Origin of the sequence: Campylobacter sp. CFSAN093259, assembly GCF_012889985.1 — a bacterium.
GTDB lineage: Bacteria > Campylobacterota > Campylobacteria > Campylobacterales > Campylobacteraceae > Campylobacter_D > Campylobacter_D jejuni.
Genome location: NZ_CP040617.1, coordinates 672,854 through 692,099, shown reverse-complemented (window position 1 = coordinate 692,099; position 19,246 = coordinate 672,854). Strand labels below are relative to the sequence as shown.

General features: G+C 29.0%; 13 protein-coding genes and 2 pseudogenes. 6 read left to right on the top strand and 9 right to left on the bottom strand.

Translation table 11 applies throughout. The features are described 5' to 3' along the window. Positions 1-27 precede the first annotated feature (27 nt). Entirely contained in the window at positions 28-966 is a 939-nt protein-coding gene (rsmH, locus tag FBF20_RS03700; RefSeq protein ID WP_072224443.1) for a 16S rRNA (cytosine(1402)-N(4))-methyltransferase RsmH, read from the top strand. Continuing rightward, positions 966-1,904 (top strand): hypothetical protein, encoded by a 939-nt coding sequence (locus FBF20_RS03695; RefSeq protein WP_002852050.1) that lies wholly within the window; start codon positions 966-968, stop codon positions 1,902-1,904. Before rsmH ends, FBF20_RS03695 begins: the two co-directional genes overlap by 1 nt. Here the strand turns inward: FBF20_RS03695 and FBF20_RS03690 are convergent. Continuing rightward, on the bottom strand, positions 1,892-2,383 hold the full coding sequence (locus tag FBF20_RS03690) for a hypothetical protein (protein ID WP_002852223.1): 492 nt from the start codon (positions 2,381-2,383) through the stop codon (positions 1,892-1,894). The two genes, FBF20_RS03695 and FBF20_RS03690, sit on opposite strands and share 13 nt — an antisense overlap. Before the next feature lie 149 nt (positions 2,384-2,532). On the opposite strand from FBF20_RS03690, the pseudogene FBF20_RS03685 reads away from it, so the two are divergent. Continuing rightward, positions 2,533-6,285: pseudogene (locus tag FBF20_RS03685) on the top strand (restriction endonuclease). A 27-nt stretch (positions 6,286-6,312) separates the two neighbouring features. On the opposite strand, the gene FBF20_RS03680 reads toward FBF20_RS03685, so the two are convergent. Together FBF20_RS03680 and pta are read right to left on the bottom strand one after the other, a co-directional pair. Beyond that, positions 6,313-7,503, bottom strand: a complete 1,191-nt coding sequence (locus FBF20_RS03680; protein ID WP_002852136.1) for an acetate kinase — start codon at positions 7,501-7,503, stop codon at positions 6,313-6,315. A 13-nt stretch (positions 7,504-7,516) separates the two neighbouring features. Next, positions 7,517-9,022, bottom strand: coding sequence for a phosphate acetyltransferase (gene pta, locus FBF20_RS03675; RefSeq protein ID WP_075912943.1), 1,506 nt, complete (start codon positions 9,020-9,022; stop codon positions 7,517-7,519). An 89-nt stretch (positions 9,023-9,111) separates the two neighbouring features. Here pta and flgH point away from each other — a divergent pair, with 89 nt between their 5' ends. After that, positions 9,112-9,810: a flagellar basal body L-ring protein FlgH gene (gene flgH / locus FBF20_RS03670; RefSeq protein WP_002852146.1), complete on the top strand. Its 699-nt coding sequence runs from the start codon at positions 9,112-9,114 to the stop codon at positions 9,808-9,810. 30 nt (positions 9,811-9,840) lie between these two features. On the opposite strand, the gene ispG is transcribed toward flgH, so the two are convergent. Further along, the gene (gene ispG / locus FBF20_RS03665; protein WP_002852250.1) at positions 9,841-10,914 is read right to left on the bottom strand and encodes a flavodoxin-dependent (E)-4-hydroxy-3-methylbut-2-enyl-diphosphate synthase; all 1,074 of its coding nucleotides are present in this window, start codon (positions 10,912-10,914) and stop codon (positions 9,841-9,843) included. Between the two features lie 105 nt (positions 10,915-11,019). Here ispG and FBF20_RS03660 point away from each other — a divergent pair. After that, positions 11,020-12,522, top strand: a pseudogene (locus tag FBF20_RS03660) (DUF2972 domain-containing protein). Here the strand turns inward: FBF20_RS03660 and FBF20_RS03650 are convergent. From FBF20_RS03650 to FBF20_RS03635, 4 genes are read right to left on the bottom strand one after another with little or no spacing between them, the layout of a single operon-like run. After that, the gene (locus FBF20_RS03650) at positions 12,465-14,318 is read right to left on the bottom strand and encodes a primosomal protein N' (RefSeq protein ID WP_002852169.1); all 1,854 of its coding nucleotides are present in this window, start codon (positions 14,316-14,318) and stop codon (positions 12,465-12,467) included. The pseudogene FBF20_RS03660 and the gene FBF20_RS03650 overlap by 58 nt on opposite strands. Next, positions 14,300-14,737 carry a prepilin-type N-terminal cleavage/methylation domain-containing protein gene (locus tag FBF20_RS03645; protein WP_002852324.1) on the bottom strand — a complete coding sequence of 146 codons (438 nt, stop codon included), beginning with the start codon at positions 14,735-14,737 and terminating at the stop codon, positions 14,300-14,302. Before FBF20_RS03645 ends, FBF20_RS03650 begins: the two co-directional genes overlap by 19 nt. Further along, entirely contained in the window at positions 14,734-14,976 is a 243-nt protein-coding gene (locus tag FBF20_RS03640; RefSeq protein ID WP_002854947.1) for a hypothetical protein, read from the bottom strand. Before FBF20_RS03640 ends, FBF20_RS03645 begins: the two co-directional genes overlap by 4 nt. Beyond that, positions 14,966-15,196, bottom strand: coding sequence for a hypothetical protein (locus FBF20_RS03635; protein ID WP_002852327.1), 231 nt, complete (start codon positions 15,194-15,196; stop codon positions 14,966-14,968). Before FBF20_RS03635 ends, FBF20_RS03640 begins: the two co-directional genes overlap by 11 nt. Before the next feature lie 153 nt (positions 15,197-15,349). Between FBF20_RS03635 and uvrB the strand changes: the two genes are divergently transcribed. After that, positions 15,350-17,323: an excinuclease ABC subunit UvrB gene (gene uvrB / locus FBF20_RS03630; protein WP_002855027.1), complete on the top strand. Its 1,974-nt coding sequence runs from the start codon at positions 15,350-15,352 to the stop codon at positions 17,321-17,323. A 101-nt stretch (positions 17,324-17,424) separates the two neighbouring features. On the opposite strand, the gene FBF20_RS03625 is transcribed toward uvrB, so the two are convergent. Then, complete coding sequence (locus FBF20_RS03625; RefSeq protein ID WP_002858538.1) at positions 17,425-19,245, bottom strand: sensor histidine kinase KdpD; 1,821 nt, start codon at positions 19,243-19,245, stop codon at positions 17,425-17,427. Position 19,246: the final 1 nt, after the last annotated feature.

Here is a 19,246-nt window from a genome sequence, read left to right as displayed (position 1 = left end):
ATTATAGTTTATAAAAATTTATTAGGATTGATTTTGGAAATTCCTCATATCCCAGTTTTACTTAATGAAGTTCAAGAGATTTTTAAAAATCTTAAAACAGGTTATTTTTTAGACTGCACTTTAGGATTTGGCGGACATAGTGAAGCTTTGCTTAAAAATCATCCTGATCTTAAATTCATTGCTTGTGATCAAGATCAACAAGCTTTAAAATTTTCTAAAAAACGTCTTAAAGATTTTCGCAATAGGATAACTTTTATGCAAAGTAATTTTAGTGAAGTTTTAGAAAAAATTTCACATAAAGAAGAATTAAGAGGTATTTTAGCAGACATTGGAGTTTCTTCATTTCAGCTTGATAATAACGAAAGAGGTTTTAGTGTAAATTCTGACTTTTTGGATATGAGAATGAATCAAAACTCCAAAATATCAGCTTATGAGATTATTAATACTTATACAAAAGAGCAATTAACTTCCATTTTTAAAGATTATGGAGAATTACATGATGCACATTTTATTGCTGAAAAAATTTGCCTAGAAAGAAGTAAAAATCCAATCAAAAGCGCCAAAGAGCTTTATCAAATCATAGGAAAAGGTAAACAAAATCATAGAAAAATTTCCAAAGCTACTTTAGCATTTCAAGCCATTAGAATAGAAGTAAATCAAGAACTTAAAGTGCTTAAAGATTTTCTTGAACATTTAGAAAATTTAAAACCAAAAAATTGCATTTTAGCTATCATTAGCTTTCATTCTTTAGAAGATAGAATAGTAAAACAATTTTTCAAAAAATGGTCAAAAAACTGCATTTGTAATGAAAAAATAATGCGTTGCGAATGTGGAAATAACCATAGCCTAGGACAAATAATAACTAAAAAAGCTATAAGTGCGAGCAAGGAAGAACTTTTAAAAAATTCTCGCTCTAGTTGTGCTAAAATGCGGGCTTTTTATTTTAATAATTTGGACAATAAATAATGCTAGAAGATGATTTTATAAAAGAACGCCAAAACATACGCCAAAAAATGCTGAAATTTTCTCGCGCCATAAATCAAGGCAAACCGCTTGATGATGATTTAAGAGATGAAATTTCTAGCGATGATATTTTAAGACGTCGTTTTAAAAAAAAGACTCCTAATAAATTCTTAGAAGAACTCGATGAAGAGTATGAGTCAAAACATACTAAAAAATCAAATATATATTTAAAAGAAGATCTAATCAATGTTAAATTAGAAGAAAAGCAATCTCTTGCTAAAAAAATTTTTTCCAAAATGAAAGAAAGAAGAAAAGAAGAAAATAAAAAAACTAAAAAAAATTTTTTATTTAGCAGAAAAAAAGCAAACGAAATAAAAAATATCCAAACCAAAACACAAATTCAAACAAAAAGCAATCAAGCTACCACTCAAACAAAACAAGAAAAAAAGGAACTTACAAATTCTATAGAAAAAATTCAAAAAACAGAAACTAAAATACAAAAACCTCTAATTATAGAAAAAAAACTAGATGTTAAAAATCAACCTAATATCAAGAAAAGTTTAGAAAATTTACAAAAAAAAATAACACCACAAGAAAATAAACAAGAACTTCCAAAACCATCTAATCAAGCTCAAGAAAAACAACAAAATGATGAAGATGCTCAAAAGGCAAAAAATATTTTACTAGAAGGCTTCTCTAATGCTACCAAAGAAGATAGAAACCTAAACTTCAATCATCTTCTTTTTGCAGCTTTACTTGTTAGTTTTGCATTATTTTTATTTGCCCCACAAATTTATATTAGAAATCAAATTTATTATCTTAGTAGAGAGATTGCTACATTAAGAACAGAAGAAAGTGTTTTAAACGAGGAAAATAAAGACTTAAAAAGAAGACTTGAAAATATGCGATTCCAAAATCAAATTTTAGATTATTTAGAATGAATAATCTTATCTAAAACATACTGCTCTAAATTTGCTTTTGGAATTTCTTCTTTTAAAGCTTCTTTATAAAATTCACCCGCCATTGTAGAGTACTTTTCATAAGCAAAATAAGGAAAGTGTAAAGCCCAGGCTTTTTGTATTATTTTTTTTGAGATTATTTTGCGAGTATAAACTTTAAAAATATCATATCCTATAAATACACAAGCAGTAACCATAACAGCACTCACTATGCTTATATGAAAGTCAAGCTTTGTTAAAAAATAATGAGTAATCAAAAGCAATGGCAATAAAATCACAGCGCAAAAAACACCAAAATAAATATAAGAATTTAGAATTTTGAAATTAAAATTTAGCTTAGAAGGATCTACAAGCATTCCATCGTTAAAAAGTGCATTTGCCTCTAATAAATCTCTTATAAGAACAGGTTGCTCTGATACTTTAAATAAAAAACGAAGGCTAAATTCTTTAAATTTTTTCATAATCCACGCTTTATTTTTTAATTAAAATTTTATCCAAAGAAAATTAATTCCAACTAAAAAATCATTTTCATAAATAAGCACAAGTCTTTAAAGTTTTTTAGATATAATTTAAAATGTCAAATTTTTAAAAATACTTTAGAAAGAAAGCCATGAATTACTATCAAGAACTTAAAAAATACCTCAACAATAATCTTTTTACAAGCTATTCTTTAGAAATTGACTTTCCTAAGATTTATAATTTCAACGCAAATCAAAAAGCCTTTAGAGATATTTTAACTAAAATTACAAAAATTTACGACAAAAATAAATTTATAAAACAAAACGAACATCAATTTGAAGATGAATTTATATCAAAAGTATTAGAAATTTTAGGGTGGTGCTTTGTAAGACAAGATGAAAAAATCATACAAGGAAAATTGGAAAAACCTGATTTTCTACTTTTTAGCAATGACAAATTAAAATCAAAATACGAAAATTTAGACAAAGAAACAAAAAAATCAAGCAATGATTTCACAATCATTTTAGAGTCAAAAGCTTATAATATAGAAATAGACAATAAAAAAGTAAAAGACAACCCTCACTTTCAAATTCTAAGATATCTAGGCAATCTTAAGAAAAATTATGGTTTTTTAACCAATGGTAGATTTTGGCGTTTTTATGATAATTCTATACTGAATTCAAACAAAGTTTTTTACGAAATCAATCTAGAAAAAATCATTGAAGATCAAAATATTGAAGCTTTTGCGTATTTTTATAGTGTGTTTAGCGCTTTTAATTTCACAGAAAAAGAAGATCATTTAGAAATAACTCTACAAAACAATAAACTTTCAAAAATCAAAATAGAAGATGATTTAAAATCTATCATTTACGGAACCAATGGAAATGAATCTTTATTTGAATTCATAGGCTCTAGAATTTACAATAAAACAAAGGCGGATTTAAAACTAATCTATGAAAATTCTTTATATTTTATCTTTAGGCTTTTATTTATTGCTTATTTTGAAGATAAATTTGAAATTATACTAGAAAAACATAAGTATTTTAAAAGTAAAATCAGTCTTAGAACCTTACTTGAAAATTTACAAGAAGATGAAAACTCAAGTGGTGGCTTTGGAGAACTTGAAAATATTTTCAACATTTACAACAAAGGCAAAGGCAATTTTGACATGCCTGTTTTTAATGGCGGTTTGTTTGATGAGAGCAAAACCGCTCTTTTAAGCACGCCAAAAATCTTTAACGATAAAGATTTAAAATTCATTTTAAACCAATTATTAAATTTTAAAGATAAAAATCTAAGCTTTAAAAGAGATTACAAAACTTTAAGTGTAGAACATTTAGGCACAATTTATGAAGGCTTGCTTTCTTATTTTTTTGAAATAGCAAATGAAGATATTTACTATGTAAGTTATAAAGAAAAATCAAAAGAAATAGAATGTTATTTTGATAATTATGATTTTAAAATTTTAGAAAAATCAAAAAAAGTAGAAAAATACACCTTTTACAAAAAAGGACAAATTTATCTTAAAAATTCTAGTAATTCAAGAAAATCAACAGCAAGCTTTTACACACCTCAATCCATAGCTAATTTTTTAATCCAAAGTGCTTTAAAAGACAAACTAAACAATGAAAATATTTTGAAATTTAAAATACTAGACAATGCTTGCGGTAGTGGACATTTTTTAGTTGGAGTTTTAAATGCTATTACACACATTGTTTTATCAGATTTTGATCATTTTACAAATTTAAAAGAACTTTACGAAGAAGAAAAAGAAAATATTTTAAACTATATAAAAGATTTTGTGCAAGACTATGAAGTAGATGAGAGTGATATTTTAAAACGACTTTTACTAAAACGCATTATTTATGGGGTGGATTTAAACCCTTTTAGCATAGAGCTTACTAAACTTAGCCTTTGGATAGATAGTTTTATCTTTGGAACCCCACTTTCTTTTATAGAACACCACATAAAGTGCGGCAATGCTTTGATAAATTCTAATCTAAGTGATTTTAAAGATTTGATAAAACAAAACTCAAGCAACCTTTTTACAAATTCCATAACACAAGAATTTGAAATTTTACAAGAAGTATTTGAAAAACTTGACAACCTAAAAGATACCAACGAAGAACAAATCAAACAATCTAAACAAATCTATCAAAATGAAATCACACCAAAACTTAATAAACTAAATTTATATCTAAACTATATCAACACGCTTCATTTTGTCAACAAAGAAGAATTACAAATTCTAAAAGCCCTAAGCCAAGATGATATACAAAATTTAAGCCAAAATGAACAAGCAAAAAACATCATTAGCAAATATCAAAAAGAATTTAACTTCTTTAACTATGAGTTAGAATTTCCTGAAATCACAGAAAATCAAGTCTTTAAAGGCTTTGATATCATCATAGGTAATCCACCTTGGGATAAAACTAAATTTAGTGGCGATGATTTCTTTCCACAATATAAAAGCGATTATAGAAGCTTAATCGCTAGCAAGAAAAAAGAAATTCAAGACAATTTGCTAGCTAAAGATTATATAAAGCAAAATTACGAAAAATAAAAAGCATATATAAATGATTTAAACGAGTATTATAAAAAAGCCTATCCTTTAAACAAAGGCAGTGGAGATGGAAATTTATTTCGTCTTTTTGTAGAAAAAAATCTTTCTCTTTTAAAACAAGATGGAAATTTAGCTTATGTACTTCCTAGTGCTTTGATGTTTGAAGATGGAAGCTTAACTTTAAAAAAAGAAATTTTAGAAAATAAAACTTTAGAATATTTTTATAGTTTTGAAAATAGACAAGCTATATTTGCTGATGTGCATAAAAGCTATAAATTTGCTCTTATACAAGTAAAAAACACGCAAGCAAATCACACTCATAAAATCAAAATGATGTTTTATAAAACAGATATAAACTCACTAAAAAACAAAGATGAAATTTTAACTCTAAGCTTAAAAGATATCAAAAAACTAAGCCCAACTCACCTGGCCTTAATGGAGTTAAAAGACAAACAAGCTTTAAAAATTCTAAGAAAATGCTACAATGCTTTTCAAAACTTGTCTTTTGATTATATAGATTTTGTAAATGAACTTCATATGACAAATGATAAAGATTTGTTTATAGAAGAGTTTAGGGAAGGACTTTTACCCTTATATGAAGGTAAAATGATACATCAGTTTGATACAAATTTTAGCCAAGCTACTTATTTTTTAGAAAAGGCTAAATTTGACGAGCGTTTAAAAAGTAAAGAACTTTCAAGAGCTAAAAAAGCTACTGGGAAAGAATTAAATCCTAAATTAATAAAATACGATAGAGAATTTTTTAGACTTGGATATAGAACTATTGCAAGCGATACAAATGAAAGAACCTTGATATCTTCTTTATTGCCAAAAAATTGCGGATGTGGAAATAGTATTTATTCTAATATTCCAAAACAATATATTTTAAAAGATGATAAAATTTGTATAGATATAATACCTTATGAAAAAATTTTATTTACTTTGGCTTTGTTTAATTCTTTAGTGGTTGATTTTATCATAAGAAATATGGTGCAAATCAATGTAAATAAAACTTACCTAGAAAGAATTCCTCTGCCTCAACCAAGTGATGAAGAAATTCAAAACAATGAAATTTATAAAACCCTCGCTAAAAATGCCTTGCTTTTACAACTTTACAATGATAAAAATCATCATTTTGATGAGCTAAAACAAGAATTTAGTATAAAAAATGAAGAAATTCCAAAAACTAAAAAAGCTTATGATATCTTAAGAGCAAAAAATGATTTATTAGTCAAAGAACTTTATGGTTTAAGTGATGATGAATTTTCTTACATGATAAGAACTTTTAAAGTTTTAAATGAAAAGCAAAGTGAATATATAACCTTGCTAAAAACTATATAAATGAAAGATTTATATAGTTTTTAAAATTTAATTTTTACCGATAAGTTCTTCTGTGATTCTAGCGATTTCTAATTCTTCATCTGTAGGAATAACAAGCACTTTAACTTTAGAATTTGCATGATTTATCATTCTTTCGCCCGAAATCCTTTGTTTGTTAAGTTCAAAATCTAACTCGATACCAAGATGAGCTAATCTCTCGCATACTTTTTGTCGAACCAAACTATCATTTTCTCCTATACCACCTGTAAAAATAATAGCATCGGTTTTTGGCAACACAGCAAAGTAGGATCCTATATATTTAACAAGACGATAACAAAACATATCAAGAGCCAAGCGTGCTTTATCATTACCTTGTTCTATCTCTCTTTCTATATCTCTAAAATCATTATAACCGCAAATTCCATATACTCCACTTTTTTTATTCATCAGTGTATCTATTTCTTCTATAGTTAAACCCTTAAGATGACTAACAAAAGGTAAAATAGCAGGGTCTAAATCTCCACAACGCGTTCCCATAATAAGTCCTTCAAGTGGAGTAAAGCCCATAGAAGTATCCATACTCTTACCTTTTTCTATAGCACATACACTTGCACCATTTCCAAGATGAGCAGAGATGACATTTAATTCATTTTGATCTTTTTGAAGAAATTTTGCCGCTCTAGAACTAACATAAGCATGAGAAGTCCCATGAAAACCATATCTTCTAATATTATGCTTATCATAAAAATCATAAGGCAAAGCATACATATAAGCAAAATCAGGCATAGTGCGATGAAAAGCTGTATCAAAAATAGCTGCATTAGCAACACTAGGTGCAGCTTTGATCATTGTTTTTATACCTGCTAAATGCGCAGGATTATGCAAAGGAGCAAAAATACTAACCCTATCTATCTCTTTAAGAACATAATCATCCACTAAACAATGCTCGCTTAAATTTCTTCCCCCATGAACTATACGATGACCGCAGCCATCAAGTGCATTTAAATCTGCTAAAATTCCTGATTCTTTAAAAAGCTCATTAACTATACTAAGGCCTTCTTCGTGATTATTTATTGTTAATTCTCTTTCAAAACTTTCATTATTTAAAGTATTTTTTAATACAACCTTTGAATTTTGCTCTCCAATTTTTTCTACCAATCCACTGGCTTTAACGATTTTATTATCAAAAAATTTAAATTTAATCGATGAAGAACCTGAATTTAAAACCAAAATTTTCATTTATCATTCCTTTCTATTGAGCTTGTATTGCACTTAAAATTACGGTATCTACAATATCATCTACCAAACATCCACGACTTAAATCATTGACAGGTTTTTTAAGACCTTGCAAAATAGGACCGATTGCTAAAGCATTAGCAGTTCTTTGAACTGCTTTGTAACAAATATTTGCTGCGTTAAGATCAGGAAAAATATACACATTTGCATGACCTGCTATCTTAGAATTTGGCATTTTCTTTGCTGCAGTTTTTGGATCATAAGCGCAGTCAAACTGCATAGGACCATCTATATTCAACTCAGGATATTTTTCTTTAGCAATCTTTAATGCTTCTTTTACAAGATCTACGCTTTCTCCTTTACCGCTATCACCACTAGAATAAGAAAGCAAAGCTATTCTTGGTTCAAGTCCAAAAGATTTAGCAGTCATAGCACTTACATAGGCACTAGTTGCAAGTTGCTCAGCACTTGGGCTTGGATTTACAGCACAATCAGCAAAAGCTAAAACTTGATCTTCAAGTCCCATAAAGAAAATTCCTGAAACGGAACTAATACCTTCTTTAGTTTTAATAAGCTGTAATGCAGGGCGAATCGTTTCAGCCGTAGTAGTTGATGCTCCACTAACCATAGCATCAGCTTTTCCAGTATGTATAAGCAAAGTTCCAAAATAAGTTTTATCCTGAACTAGCTTCCTAGCCTCTTCTAAACTCATGCCTTTAGATTTTCTTGCTTCATAAAGAATAGAAGTAAATTCTTGATTATATTCTGAATTAAGTGGATTCATAATTTGCATAGCACTTAAATCAAGACTTAATCTAGTAGCATCTTGTTTGATTTTTTCTTCATCGCCCAATAAAATAAGATCAACAACTTTACTTTTTAATAAAATTTCAGCAGCTTTTAAAATTCTCTCATCATTACTTTCTGGTAAAACAACGGTTTTTTTATTTTTTACGCTTTGTTTAATCAATTCATATTTAAAACGATGCGGAGTTATAAAATCATACTCTTTAAGCTTTTGCACTTCTTCAAAATTAAAATTTTCATTAATCAAAACATAATTACGACCATCTAGGGCATGATCGAAATATTTTTGAGCTATAAGTTTATCTTCATCGTTAATAATAGCAGCGATAGGGGTATTAAGATTTTTGGCCAATTTTATACTAAGATCAAATCCATCAAGTATTCCAAATTCGCAAAAACTATTTACAAGCACAAAATCGTATTTGCGTTTTAACTCTTCGTATTCTTCTAAAATAACATTAAAAAAATTATGAGGATCTTTGCTAAATTCCTCCATTGCCTCTCTAAAGGTAAAACCATAGGCGCTTTTTACGGTTTGATTGATATTAAATTCTTCCAACCAACCCTGCAAAACAGGGACGCGATGTATGTATATCACAGGGCAATAAATTGCGATATTTTTGTAAATTTTGCTATAATTTTTAAGCAAATTTGTACTAATAATAGTATTTAACTCATCACTTCTAGATCTCATCAAATAAAGATTTGCCATCATTTTCTCCTTGAATTTATAAATGTGGAACACTCTTTGCTTTTTCTAATTTTAACAAAGAAAAATAAAAATTCATATTTTAAAGGACGAAAATGAAAAAAGTTTTATTTTATGTGTTACCGTTTGTGTTTTTTGGTTGTTCTGCAACGGTTGATCCGCAAATTTCAATGAAACCACCTGCTTATGTAGAAGAACTTGCACCAAAACAAAGTAATAATATAGAAAGTGCGCCAGGATCGCTTTTTGGCAAAGGAGATAATCCTTTATTTTCAGATAAAAAAGCTATGAATGTAAATGATTTAGTTACAGTTGTTATACAAGAAAGTACCACTCAAAGCACACAAGCTAATAAAGCAACAAGCAGAACTAATACCTCAAATTTAGGCGGAGGTGCTTTAACAGGAAGTTCAGGAGTGGTAGCTAATGCTCTTAATAAAGTCAATGCTTATTCTAATATAGGCTTTCAAACCAATAGTTCAAACAACTACACAGGAACAGGCTCGCAAAGCAGAAATGAAAGTTTCAATACTACAATTTCAACACGTGTAATTAAAATTTTATCAAATGGTAATTATTTTATCGAAGGTTCAAGAGAGCTTTTAATCAACGGAGAGAAGCAAATCATACAATTAAGCGGTGTTATTCGTCCTTATGACATCGGTCAAGACAATACTATAGATAGTAAATATATAGCAGATGCTAAAATTCTATATAAAACAGAAGGAGAAGTGGATAGAAGCACAAGAAAACCTTGGGGTAGTAAAGTTATAGAAGCGATATGGCCATTCTAAAAAGCAAGGTTTAACCTTGCTTTTAGGCTTTTATTCTTTTACAACCCTACTTTTAACCTCATCTTCAACTTCAGCTAAAAATCTATCTACAAGTTCACTTTCTTTTAATTTAGCTACAACTTCACCATGTCTTATGACAAGTCCTTGATTTTTCCCAAAGGCTATAGCCACATCAGCGCCCTTAGCTTCGCCTAAAGCATTTACCACACAACCCATGACACTGATGTTTAAAGGTTCTTTTATATGCTTGGTTTTTTCCTCTACGATTTTAATCGCACTTAACAAATCACTTTGAATCCTACCGCAAGTTGGACATGAAATAATATTTACTCCGCTTTTTTGCACTCCGCTATCTTGTAAAATCGCCCTTGCTACACGAATTTCTTCTTCAAGTTCGCCAGTCATAGAAACACGCATAGTATCGCCTATACCTTTAAGAAGTAAATTTCCTAAAGCTATAGAACTTTTTACAGTGCTATGAAATTTAGTTCCTGCTTCAGTTACCCCTAAGTGAAAAGGATAATCACAAAGCGGTCTTAATCTCTCATAAGCTTCTATAGTTTTTTGAGCATCTGAAGTCTTCATGGAAATTTTAATATCAAAAAAGTCTAAATCCTCTAAAAGCTTGATATTATACATCGCACTTTCTAGCATAGCATCGACACCATAGCCAAATTTATCGCTAAATTGTTTTTCTATGGAGCCGTGATTTACACCGATACGTATAGGGATACCCCGTTCTTTACATGCTTTTACCACTTCTTTGATATTTTCTTTAGAGCCTATATTGCCAGGATTTATACGCACGCCATCGATAAATTCAGCACAATATACAGCCAAATTATGATTAAAATGAATATCTACGATTAAAGGTAGAGGACTTTTAGCTTTAATCTCTTTTAAAGCCCTTGCATCAGCCATATCCAAGCACGCCAAACGCACTATGTTTGCTCCTGCAAAATAAAGACGATTGATTTGTTCTAAAGAACCTTCTATATCTCTTGTTTTAGTAAAAAGCATAGATTGAACTGAAATGGGTGCATCACCGCCTATTAAAACATTTCCTACTTTGATTTGTCTGGTTTTAAATCTTTTATACTCCATAACTTCACTCTTTGAAAAATTTTAATATCAAATTTTAACTTTTTATTGCTTTAATTAAAGTTTATTTTTGATAATATATTTAAATTTCATGACATTTAAATATTTATGAATTATATATATAAATTAAATACAATTAAAAGAGGTTATATGCAAAATCTTTTACTCTATATAAAAAATAACCTAACTCCAACCCTAGCTCAAATTCTTTTACAAGCTTTAAAAAATTCGAATAATGAAAAATTTTTTACCTTTGTTTTGGAAAATATTGAAACAATTTGCACTTGGCTCAATTCTAACAAATTTAGGGATAGATATTTATCAACAAAACATCCTTATCCACCTTTAATCAATCCTAATTTTATAGAAATAGATTCTAGTCGACATTGCGCAGAATTAGCTTGGGATTTAAATTTACCCCTACCTAAACACTATAAATTTATCTATATTTCTCCACATGGCGTTGGAGCAGCAGCATTTTTAAGATACCTTAATCAATGTTGCGATGTGACTTGTTTTGCCTCCTGGGTTTTACCACCTGATAGCAAAGAGAGATATTGTATTAATTACATGTGTCTAAATGATAATACAATTGCTCAATATGCTATTAATATATCAGAAATTAATCTACCTTATTTTGATAAATATCTATCTTTATTAGATTTTAATTCTAAGATTATTTGCGGAGTTCGAGATCCAATAGGACTTTTAAAGCATAGCTGGGGAAGAGATTGGAGTAAAGTTTTAAGAAACTATCCCCCCGAATTTAATCTAACTTATGATTGGCGTTATTACATCAACTATCTTACTCATCAAAATCATAAAATTAAAATCGATATAAATGAACTACAACAAGGAGTTTTTATCATCTCTTATTTATTAAAATATTTTAACAAAGACAATGTATACTATCTTGATATGGAAGAAATCCGCCAATCAAAGGCCTTCGATACCATGAATTTACTTGCTATAAATTTTAATTTTACCCCCCCCCATAAAGATAAATTAGATTTATTTAAAATTAAAGAATTTAGAGGTTATATTCGCTATCTTTTTCCTATTACACTTTATGCAAATTCTAAAGATATTAATAACACCTTTTATCTTAATACTCCTAAAAATAATAAAAATTTCAATATTGATAGAACTTCTAGCATTCCCATAATTTTAGACAGAAAACATATCAATCATGAAAAAATAGACGTAATACAAGAAATTATAAAAAACGACCTATGTAATGATATGGGTGTATATATTGATAAAAATGATTTTAAGCAATTAGAACAAAACAATCTTTTATTTTCAACAATTAAACATTATTTGTATGATTTTTTATATCAAATTAAAATAACCATAGATGAAACAGAATCAAAAATGATGAAAGAAAAAGATGTAATAGATTATTTTATAAAAAATAAATCACTTATTTACACTTTTTTAATATATTTGAAAATGAACTAAATCATTTAAAACAAACACATCCTCATATTATTGATTCTTGGAAATATTATAAAGAATTTGAAAAAATATACAAAGATAAATAATCATATCACTTACACAAAATCAATAGGATCAATATCCGCACTTGCATTTTTAAATTGCAAAATATAATTTTCAATTGCCACTAAAGCTTTATGATTTTCACTTCTAAGTAACAAATAAAAACGATATTTTCCATACAGCATTTCAACTCCACAAATTCCATAGCCTACCAATTCTACCTGTTTGATATTTCTAAATTGAGAAGCAAATTTTTCACAAAGTTTTTGTGCACTTTTTTGATCTTTATCTTCTATAAGAACTCTTAAAAGGCGTTTAAATGGGGGGTAAAGATCTTTTCTATTTTCTAACTCATCTTTTAAAAAAGCATCATAATTCTCTATATACCTTTCAAAAAAAGCTCTATTTTTTGTTTGCAAAAGTACTCTTGCTTCGCCTTTACGCCCTGCCCTGCCTGCAACTTGCATAGCTAAAGCTAAAGTTTCTTCACTCGCTCTAAAACTAGGACGCAACAAATATTCATCAAGCCCTAAAATCACACTCAAATCCACACTATGATAATCATGTCCTTTAGCAAGCATAGAAGTGCCAATAAGTATATCGATCTTATTTTCATTAAAGTTTTTTAAAATAGTATTAAGCTTTTTAACGCTTGTGATTTCATCGCTATCAAATTTTGCTATTTTTGCTAAAGGCAAAGCATTTTGCAAAAGCTCTAAAAGTTCAGCAGTCCCAATTTTTCTAGCTTCTAACATTTCTCCTTTGCAACTTGGACAATTTTGCTCTATTAAAGAAGTATAATTACAATAATGACATTTTAAAATATTTTTCTTTTTATGCATACTCATAGCAATAGAACAAAAAGGACATTTTATCGTTTCTCCACAATCCTTGCAAATGATTTGCCTAAAATTAGCCCTTGTAGGTAAAAACACTATAGCTTGTTTTTGATGTTTTAAACTTTTTTCTAATTCGCTTAAAAGCATAGGTGTTATACCGAGCTCATTTTCATCATATAAAAAATGTTTTTTACTCTCAAAAAAAGTTCCTTTTAGTCTAAAACTTTTTTGTTTATAAAAGCTCGTTAAAGATGGGGTTGCAGAACCTAAAATCACTTGAATATTATTTTTTTGACCCAAAAAAAGTGCTAAATCTCTTGCATTGATAAAAGGCTGGTTAGAAGCCTTATAAGAATTATCATGTTCTTCATCTACTACAATAAGTCCTAAATTTCTAAAAGGTAAAAACAAAGCCGATCTTGCACCCGCTACTAAAAGCACTTCTCCCTTGCAAAAACGCTCTAAATATTCTTGCTTTTTTTTCTTTGAAATTTTAGAATGCCACAGGAAAAAATTATCCTTAAAATACACTTCTAAACGCTTTTGCATTTGTGGAGTAAGTGCGATTTCTGGCATCAAAAGCAAAGCTTGCTTACCCTGTTCTAAACACTCTTTTATCAAAGAAATATAAATTTCAGTCTTGCCACTACCCGTATCAGCAAAAAGCAAGGAATTATTTTCTTTTTGAAGAAAACTTAAGGCATTTTGTTGTTGATTGCTTAGTTTAGGAGTATCTTTAAAAAACATTTTGTGACATTCATACTTAGGACTAGTTTCAAAAAAACCCAAAACAAAACCAAGTTTTGAAGCATAATAATAAACAATAAAATTTGCCAATTCAAACTGCAAAGGAGTTAGAAAATACTCTGTAATTTCTTTAATTTCTACGGTTTTAAAATCAGGTTTTTGACATTCTTTAAGCACGATAGCTTTAAGGTTTTTTTTAGTTTTTAAATCCACTAATACTTGTGTTAAAGGTTTGATTTCATCAAAACTATGAAAAGTTAAATTATCCAAATACAAACCACAAATTGCAAGTTCATAATATCTTATATCAGATCTTTGCATCTAGAACTTCCTATACACTTTAACAAACCTTCTTTAGAATCATAAATAAATTCAACCATCTCTTTGGCGTTTAATGCAAATCTATAGTGATTTTTACCTATTTTTATCCAAGATTTAAAATCAGAATAAATAGGTGTATCAAGCAAAGAATAATCACAATCATTTAAACAATAAAAGAGTTTTTCTTTGGCTTGATTGTTTTGTGCATTATCTAAAATTTCTGGAAAATTTAAATTTTTAAGTCTCATTTGACTACGCATTAAAGCAAGAGCTGAGCTTAGCATTTCATAGTCCATTTTTAATTTTAAAATTTTAACCTCATCTTTTGTAGTATTGATAAAAGATAAAGATAAGCTTGATAAAATTCCCAAAATCAAAATCACAAAAACAAGCTCAAGCAGAGTAAAAGCTTTATTCATTTTGTCGGGAGTTCTTCATTGATTGCTTTTATTAGCTTCTTAAGTTCTCTTTCTAAAATATAATTTTCATAACTTTTTTTAACAAACGCATCTACAAAGCGTTTAAGTTCTATTTTTTTAGTACCGCCAGAAATCAAAGCGATATCATCTTCTAAAAAATTTGCAAATTCTTCACTGCACTTAACAATGAAATCTTTTGCATTAACATTAACAATGACTTGTTTTAGATTATCTGCCAAGAACAGCCTCTATTTTCTTATAAATATCTTCGCTTTCTATATTGCGAGATTTAAGTTCTTCTTCTAAACGCATGATTTGATTACTTTTTGCTTCATTTTGTGCTTTAACGCTTACAAGCTCATTTCTTAAAGCCTCATTGGCTTCGCAAACTTCGTTATATTTTTCAATGAGTTCATTTACTTTATCTGTCATAGTATTGATTATTTTTTCATCAAACATATTTTTGCCTTCTTAAAAAATTTGTAATTTATGGAAAATATTATTTGATATTGTAGCAGAAAAAAATTTAAATTTAGGTTTTTATTGTCAATTAATTTTTAATTAAAGCATTTTCTTTTAAAATTTTTTCAAAAATAAAAATAAAGTAGAAAAATGTTAGAACTTACCAGCGAATTTAAACCCAGTCCCGATCAACAAGAAGCCATAAAAGGCATAGTAAAAAGCATAAAAAAAGGCAACAAATATCAAACCTTACTAGGCGTTACAGGAAGTGGAAAAACCTTTACCATGGCAAATGTCATTAAAGAACTTAATATACCCACTCTTATCATGAGTCACAACAAAAGCCTTTGTGCACAACTTTATAGCGAATTTAAAGGCTTTTTTTCTAAAAATCATGTGGAATATTTTATATCTTATTATGATTATTATCAACCTGAAGCCTATATCCCACGCACTGATGTTTTCATAGAAAAAGATAGCTCTACTAATGAAGACTTAGAGCGTTTAAGACTGAGTGCTACTGCTTCTCTTTTAAGTTATGAAGATGTAGTTTGCATAGCTAGTGTTTCGGCAAATTATGGACTTGGTAATCCAAATGAATACATAGGCATGGTTTTAATCTTTGAACTAGGTATGCAAATTTCACAAAAAGAACTTTTAAAAAAACTTGTAGATATGGGTTATAAAAGAAATGATAATTTTTTTGATCGTGCAGATTTTAGAGTTCAAGGAGATATTATAGATATTTATCCAGCTTATTATGAAGATGAAGTAGTAAGACTTGAATTTTTTGGCGATGAGCTTGATGCTATGTATCATTACAATGTTTTAGAAAATAAAAAAGGTAAAGATTTAAAACGCTTCATACTCTATCCTACAAGCCAGTTTAGCGTGGGCGAAACAAGATTAAAACAAGCGATAAAAGACATAAAAGCAGAACTTAACGAACGCCTTGCTTATTTTGAACATGAAAATAAACTCGTAGAATATCAACGCCTTAAACAACGGGTTGAATTTGATCTTGAAATGCTTACAAGCACAGGAATGTGTAAAGGAGTTGAAAACTATGCAAGGCATTTAACAGGACTTAAAGAAGGTGATACTCCTTATACGCTTTTTGATTATTTTGCGATTAAAGATAGAAAATTTCTTGTTATAGTCGATGAAAGCCATGTATCTTTACCACAATTTAGAGGTATGTTTGCAGGAGATAGAAGCAGAAAACAAACCTTGGTGGATTATGGTTTTCGTTTGCCTTCAGCCTTGGATAACCGTCCTTTAATGTTTGATGAATTTATCCATAAAAATTGTCAATTTCTTTTTGTTTCAGCTACACCTGCACCTTTAGAACTTGAACTTAGCAAAGAAAACATCTTTCATCAAATCATGCGTCCTACGGGACTGCTTGATCCTTTGATAGAATTAAAAGATAGTGATAATCAGGTTGAAATTTTATTTGATGAGGCTAAAAAAGTCATACAAAGAAACGAACGGGTTTTAGTAACTGTACTGACTAAAAAACTCGCTGAAGAGCTTACAAGGTATTATTTAGAGCTTGGTATAAAAGTCAAATACATGCACTCAGATATCGATGCTATAGAACGCAATGAAATCATAAGAGGTTTAAGAAGCGGTGCTTTTGATATGCTAATTGGCATTAACTTACTTAGAGAAGGACTTGATTTGCCTGAAGTTTCACTCATTGCCATTATGGATGCAGATAAGGAAGGCTTTTTAAGAAGTACTACAAGTTTAATCCAAACCATGGGAAGAGCAGCTAGAAATGTCAATGGTAAGGTTTTGCTTTTTTGCAAAAAGATTACAAAATCTATGCAAGAAGCTATGGATACTACCAATGAACGCCGCAAACTTCAAATGGCTTATAATAAAAAATACAATATCACGCCAACTTCAGTCAAACGCCATATTGAAGAAAGTTTGAAAAATGAAGAGGATTTAGGCGAAATTTATCGCAAAGGTAAAAAACTAGAAAAAATGCCTGCTAGCGAAAGAGCAAAACTTGTCAAAGAATTAAGAAAACAAATGCTTGAAGCAGCTAAAGCACTTGAGTTTGAAAAAGCTGCTGCTATTAGAGATGAGATTAATAAATTAAGGGATTTATAATAAAAATATATCCCTTGTTCTAACTCCTGCCTCATTAAGTAAAGCACTTAAAATTTCATACTGAAAGTCTTGCAAGGGACGTTTTTCTTTTAAAACTATACCTATAACCCCTTTAGTTTTTTCCCATCTTCTATAGGTAAATACATAGCATTAGCATTAGGTAGGGTATTTGTACAAACACCTGCTCTTTCTTTATTTGTTGCAACCCATTGAGCAATAGCAATCTCATCAGCACTAAAACAATTTTTTAACATTTGCTTATCATCGTTAAAAAACAACAAAGGTTTCGATAAAATATTGTTTTTATTTATAGGATAAATAATAATAGGTAAATTTAATAATTTTAAAGCTTGATTTCCAAGTTGTTCCCAAAGCTCTTGTTTGCTTTTCACTCTTGCTAAATTTTCACTATTTTCAAGTAAAATAGCTGTTCTATAAGCCCTTTTAGTGAGTTCTTTAGATTGCAATTTTAATCTTCTAGTAAAAACAGCTGTTAAAAATCCAACTATAAACATAGTTGTAAAAGTAATAATATTTCCACTATCATGAACTTTAAGACTAAAAATAGGTTCTAAAAAGAAAAAATTATAAATCAAAACACTTACCAAAGAAGAATAAAAGGCGAAAATTTTATTATCAGAAATAAAAGAAGAAGCAAAAACTGCTAAAATAAAAATCATAACTATATTACTTGGCTGAGTATTAAATTTATGAAATACAAAAGCTATAAAAGTTGCTAAAAGCAAAACTCCTGTGATTTTTAAAAAACCTAAAAAATCAAAACTTTTTTTTACTTCGTATTTTAGGAGTAGAAATTTGATTTTCATTGACAAGATATAAATCAATATCGGGTGCTTTTTTAGCGACAGCTTCAAAAATCTCTTCTTTAAACTTTTTTTATCTTTATTTTTGCCTAAAACAATTTTAGAGACATTGCTAAGGCTTGAATACTCTGCAATTTGTCTTGCTATATCATCATATACGCTAATGATTTTAGCATCAAAACTTTTAGCTAGTTCTATATTTTCTTCTAAGGCTTTTGCTTCTTTAATATTGGGATTTTTTATATAAAGCGCACTCAATTTAGCATGAAAAGCTAAAGCAAGTCTTGCAGCTGCACGAATAACCTTTGCATTTGAAGCATTAATACAAACTAAAATATGCTCTCCAGTATGATAAGCTAAATCATCATTAATAAGCCTTTGTTCACTTGCTCTTAAATTCACTCTTGAAGCAAGTCTTCTTAAGGCAATCTCACGCAAAGCTATAAGTCTTTCTTGGCGAAAGAAATTTTCAAGTGCTAGTTTAGCTTGTTTTTCCTTATAAATTTTACCATCTTGCATTCTTTTTAAAAGCTTATTAGGTTCAATATCAACAAGTTCAACCTGATCAGCCTCATCAAAAATACGATCAGGAATACGCTCTTTAACTTCTATCTTACTGATATTAGCGACTAAATCATTTAAGCTTTCTAAATGTTGTATATTTAAAGTAGTATAAACATCAATCCCTGCTTTTAGAAGTTCTTCTATATCTTGAAAACGCTTTTCATTACGCAAGCCTTTAGCATTAGTGTGTGCAAGCTCATCTACTAAAACCAAAGCAGGCTTTCTCTTAAGGGTAGCGTCTAAATCAAATTCTTTTAATACTATATTTTTATAAGGAATTTCAAGATTAGCTATACTTTCAAAACCTTGTGCTAAAGCCATTGTTTCAGGTCTATCGTGAGGCTCTATATAGCCTAAAACAACATCAACTCCATTATCCCTTAAAGTTCTGGCTTCACTTAACATAGCATAAGTTTTTCCAGAACCTGCAGCATAACCTAAGAAAATTTTTAATTTTACAAGTTTGTTTTTTTCTTCTTCCTTAGCTTTAACCTCAAGTTTTTTAAGAATTTGTTCAGGACTTTGTCTTTGCATG

What these genes read in the sequence shown, in the direction of transcription:
- FBF20_RS03695 (WP_002852050.1), top strand. Translation starts at nt 966, where the DNA reads ATGCTAGAAGATGATTTTATAAAAGAACGCCAAAACATACGCCAAAAA.
- FBF20_RS03690 (WP_002852223.1), bottom strand. Translation starts at nt 2,383, where the DNA reads ATGAAAAAATTTAAAGAATTTAGCCTTCGTTTTTTATTTAAAGTATCA.
- FBF20_RS03680 (WP_002852136.1), bottom strand. Translation starts at nt 7,503, where the DNA reads ATGAAAATTTTGGTTTTAAATTCAGGTTCTTCATCGATTAAATTTAAA.
- pta (WP_075912943.1), bottom strand. Translation starts at nt 9,022, where the DNA reads ATGATGGCAAATCTTTATTTGATGAGATCTAGAAGTGATGAGTTAAAT.
- flgH (WP_002852146.1), top strand. Translation starts at nt 9,112, where the DNA reads ATGAAAAAAGTTTTATTTTATGTGTTACCGTTTGTGTTTTTTGGTTGT.
- ispG (WP_002852250.1), bottom strand. Translation starts at nt 10,914, where the DNA reads ATGGAGTATAAAAGATTTAAAACCAGACAAATCAAAGTAGGAAATGTT.
- FBF20_RS03650 (WP_002852169.1), bottom strand. Translation starts at nt 14,318, where the DNA reads ATGCAAAGATCTGATATAAGATATTATGAACTTGCAATTTGTGGTTTG.
- FBF20_RS03645 (WP_002852324.1), bottom strand. Translation starts at nt 14,737, where the DNA reads ATGAATAAAGCTTTTACTCTGCTTGAGCTTGTTTTTGTGATTTTGATT.
- FBF20_RS03635 (WP_002852327.1), bottom strand. Translation starts at nt 15,196, where the DNA reads ATGTTTGATGAAAAAATAATCAATACTATGACAGATAAAGTAAATGAA.
- uvrB (WP_002855027.1), top strand. Translation starts at nt 15,350, where the DNA reads ATGTTAGAACTTACCAGCGAATTTAAACCCAGTCCCGATCAACAAGAA.
- FBF20_RS03625 (WP_002858538.1), bottom strand. Translation starts at nt 19,245, where the DNA reads ATGCAAAGACAAAGTCCTGAACAAATTCTTAAAAAACTTGAGGTTAAA.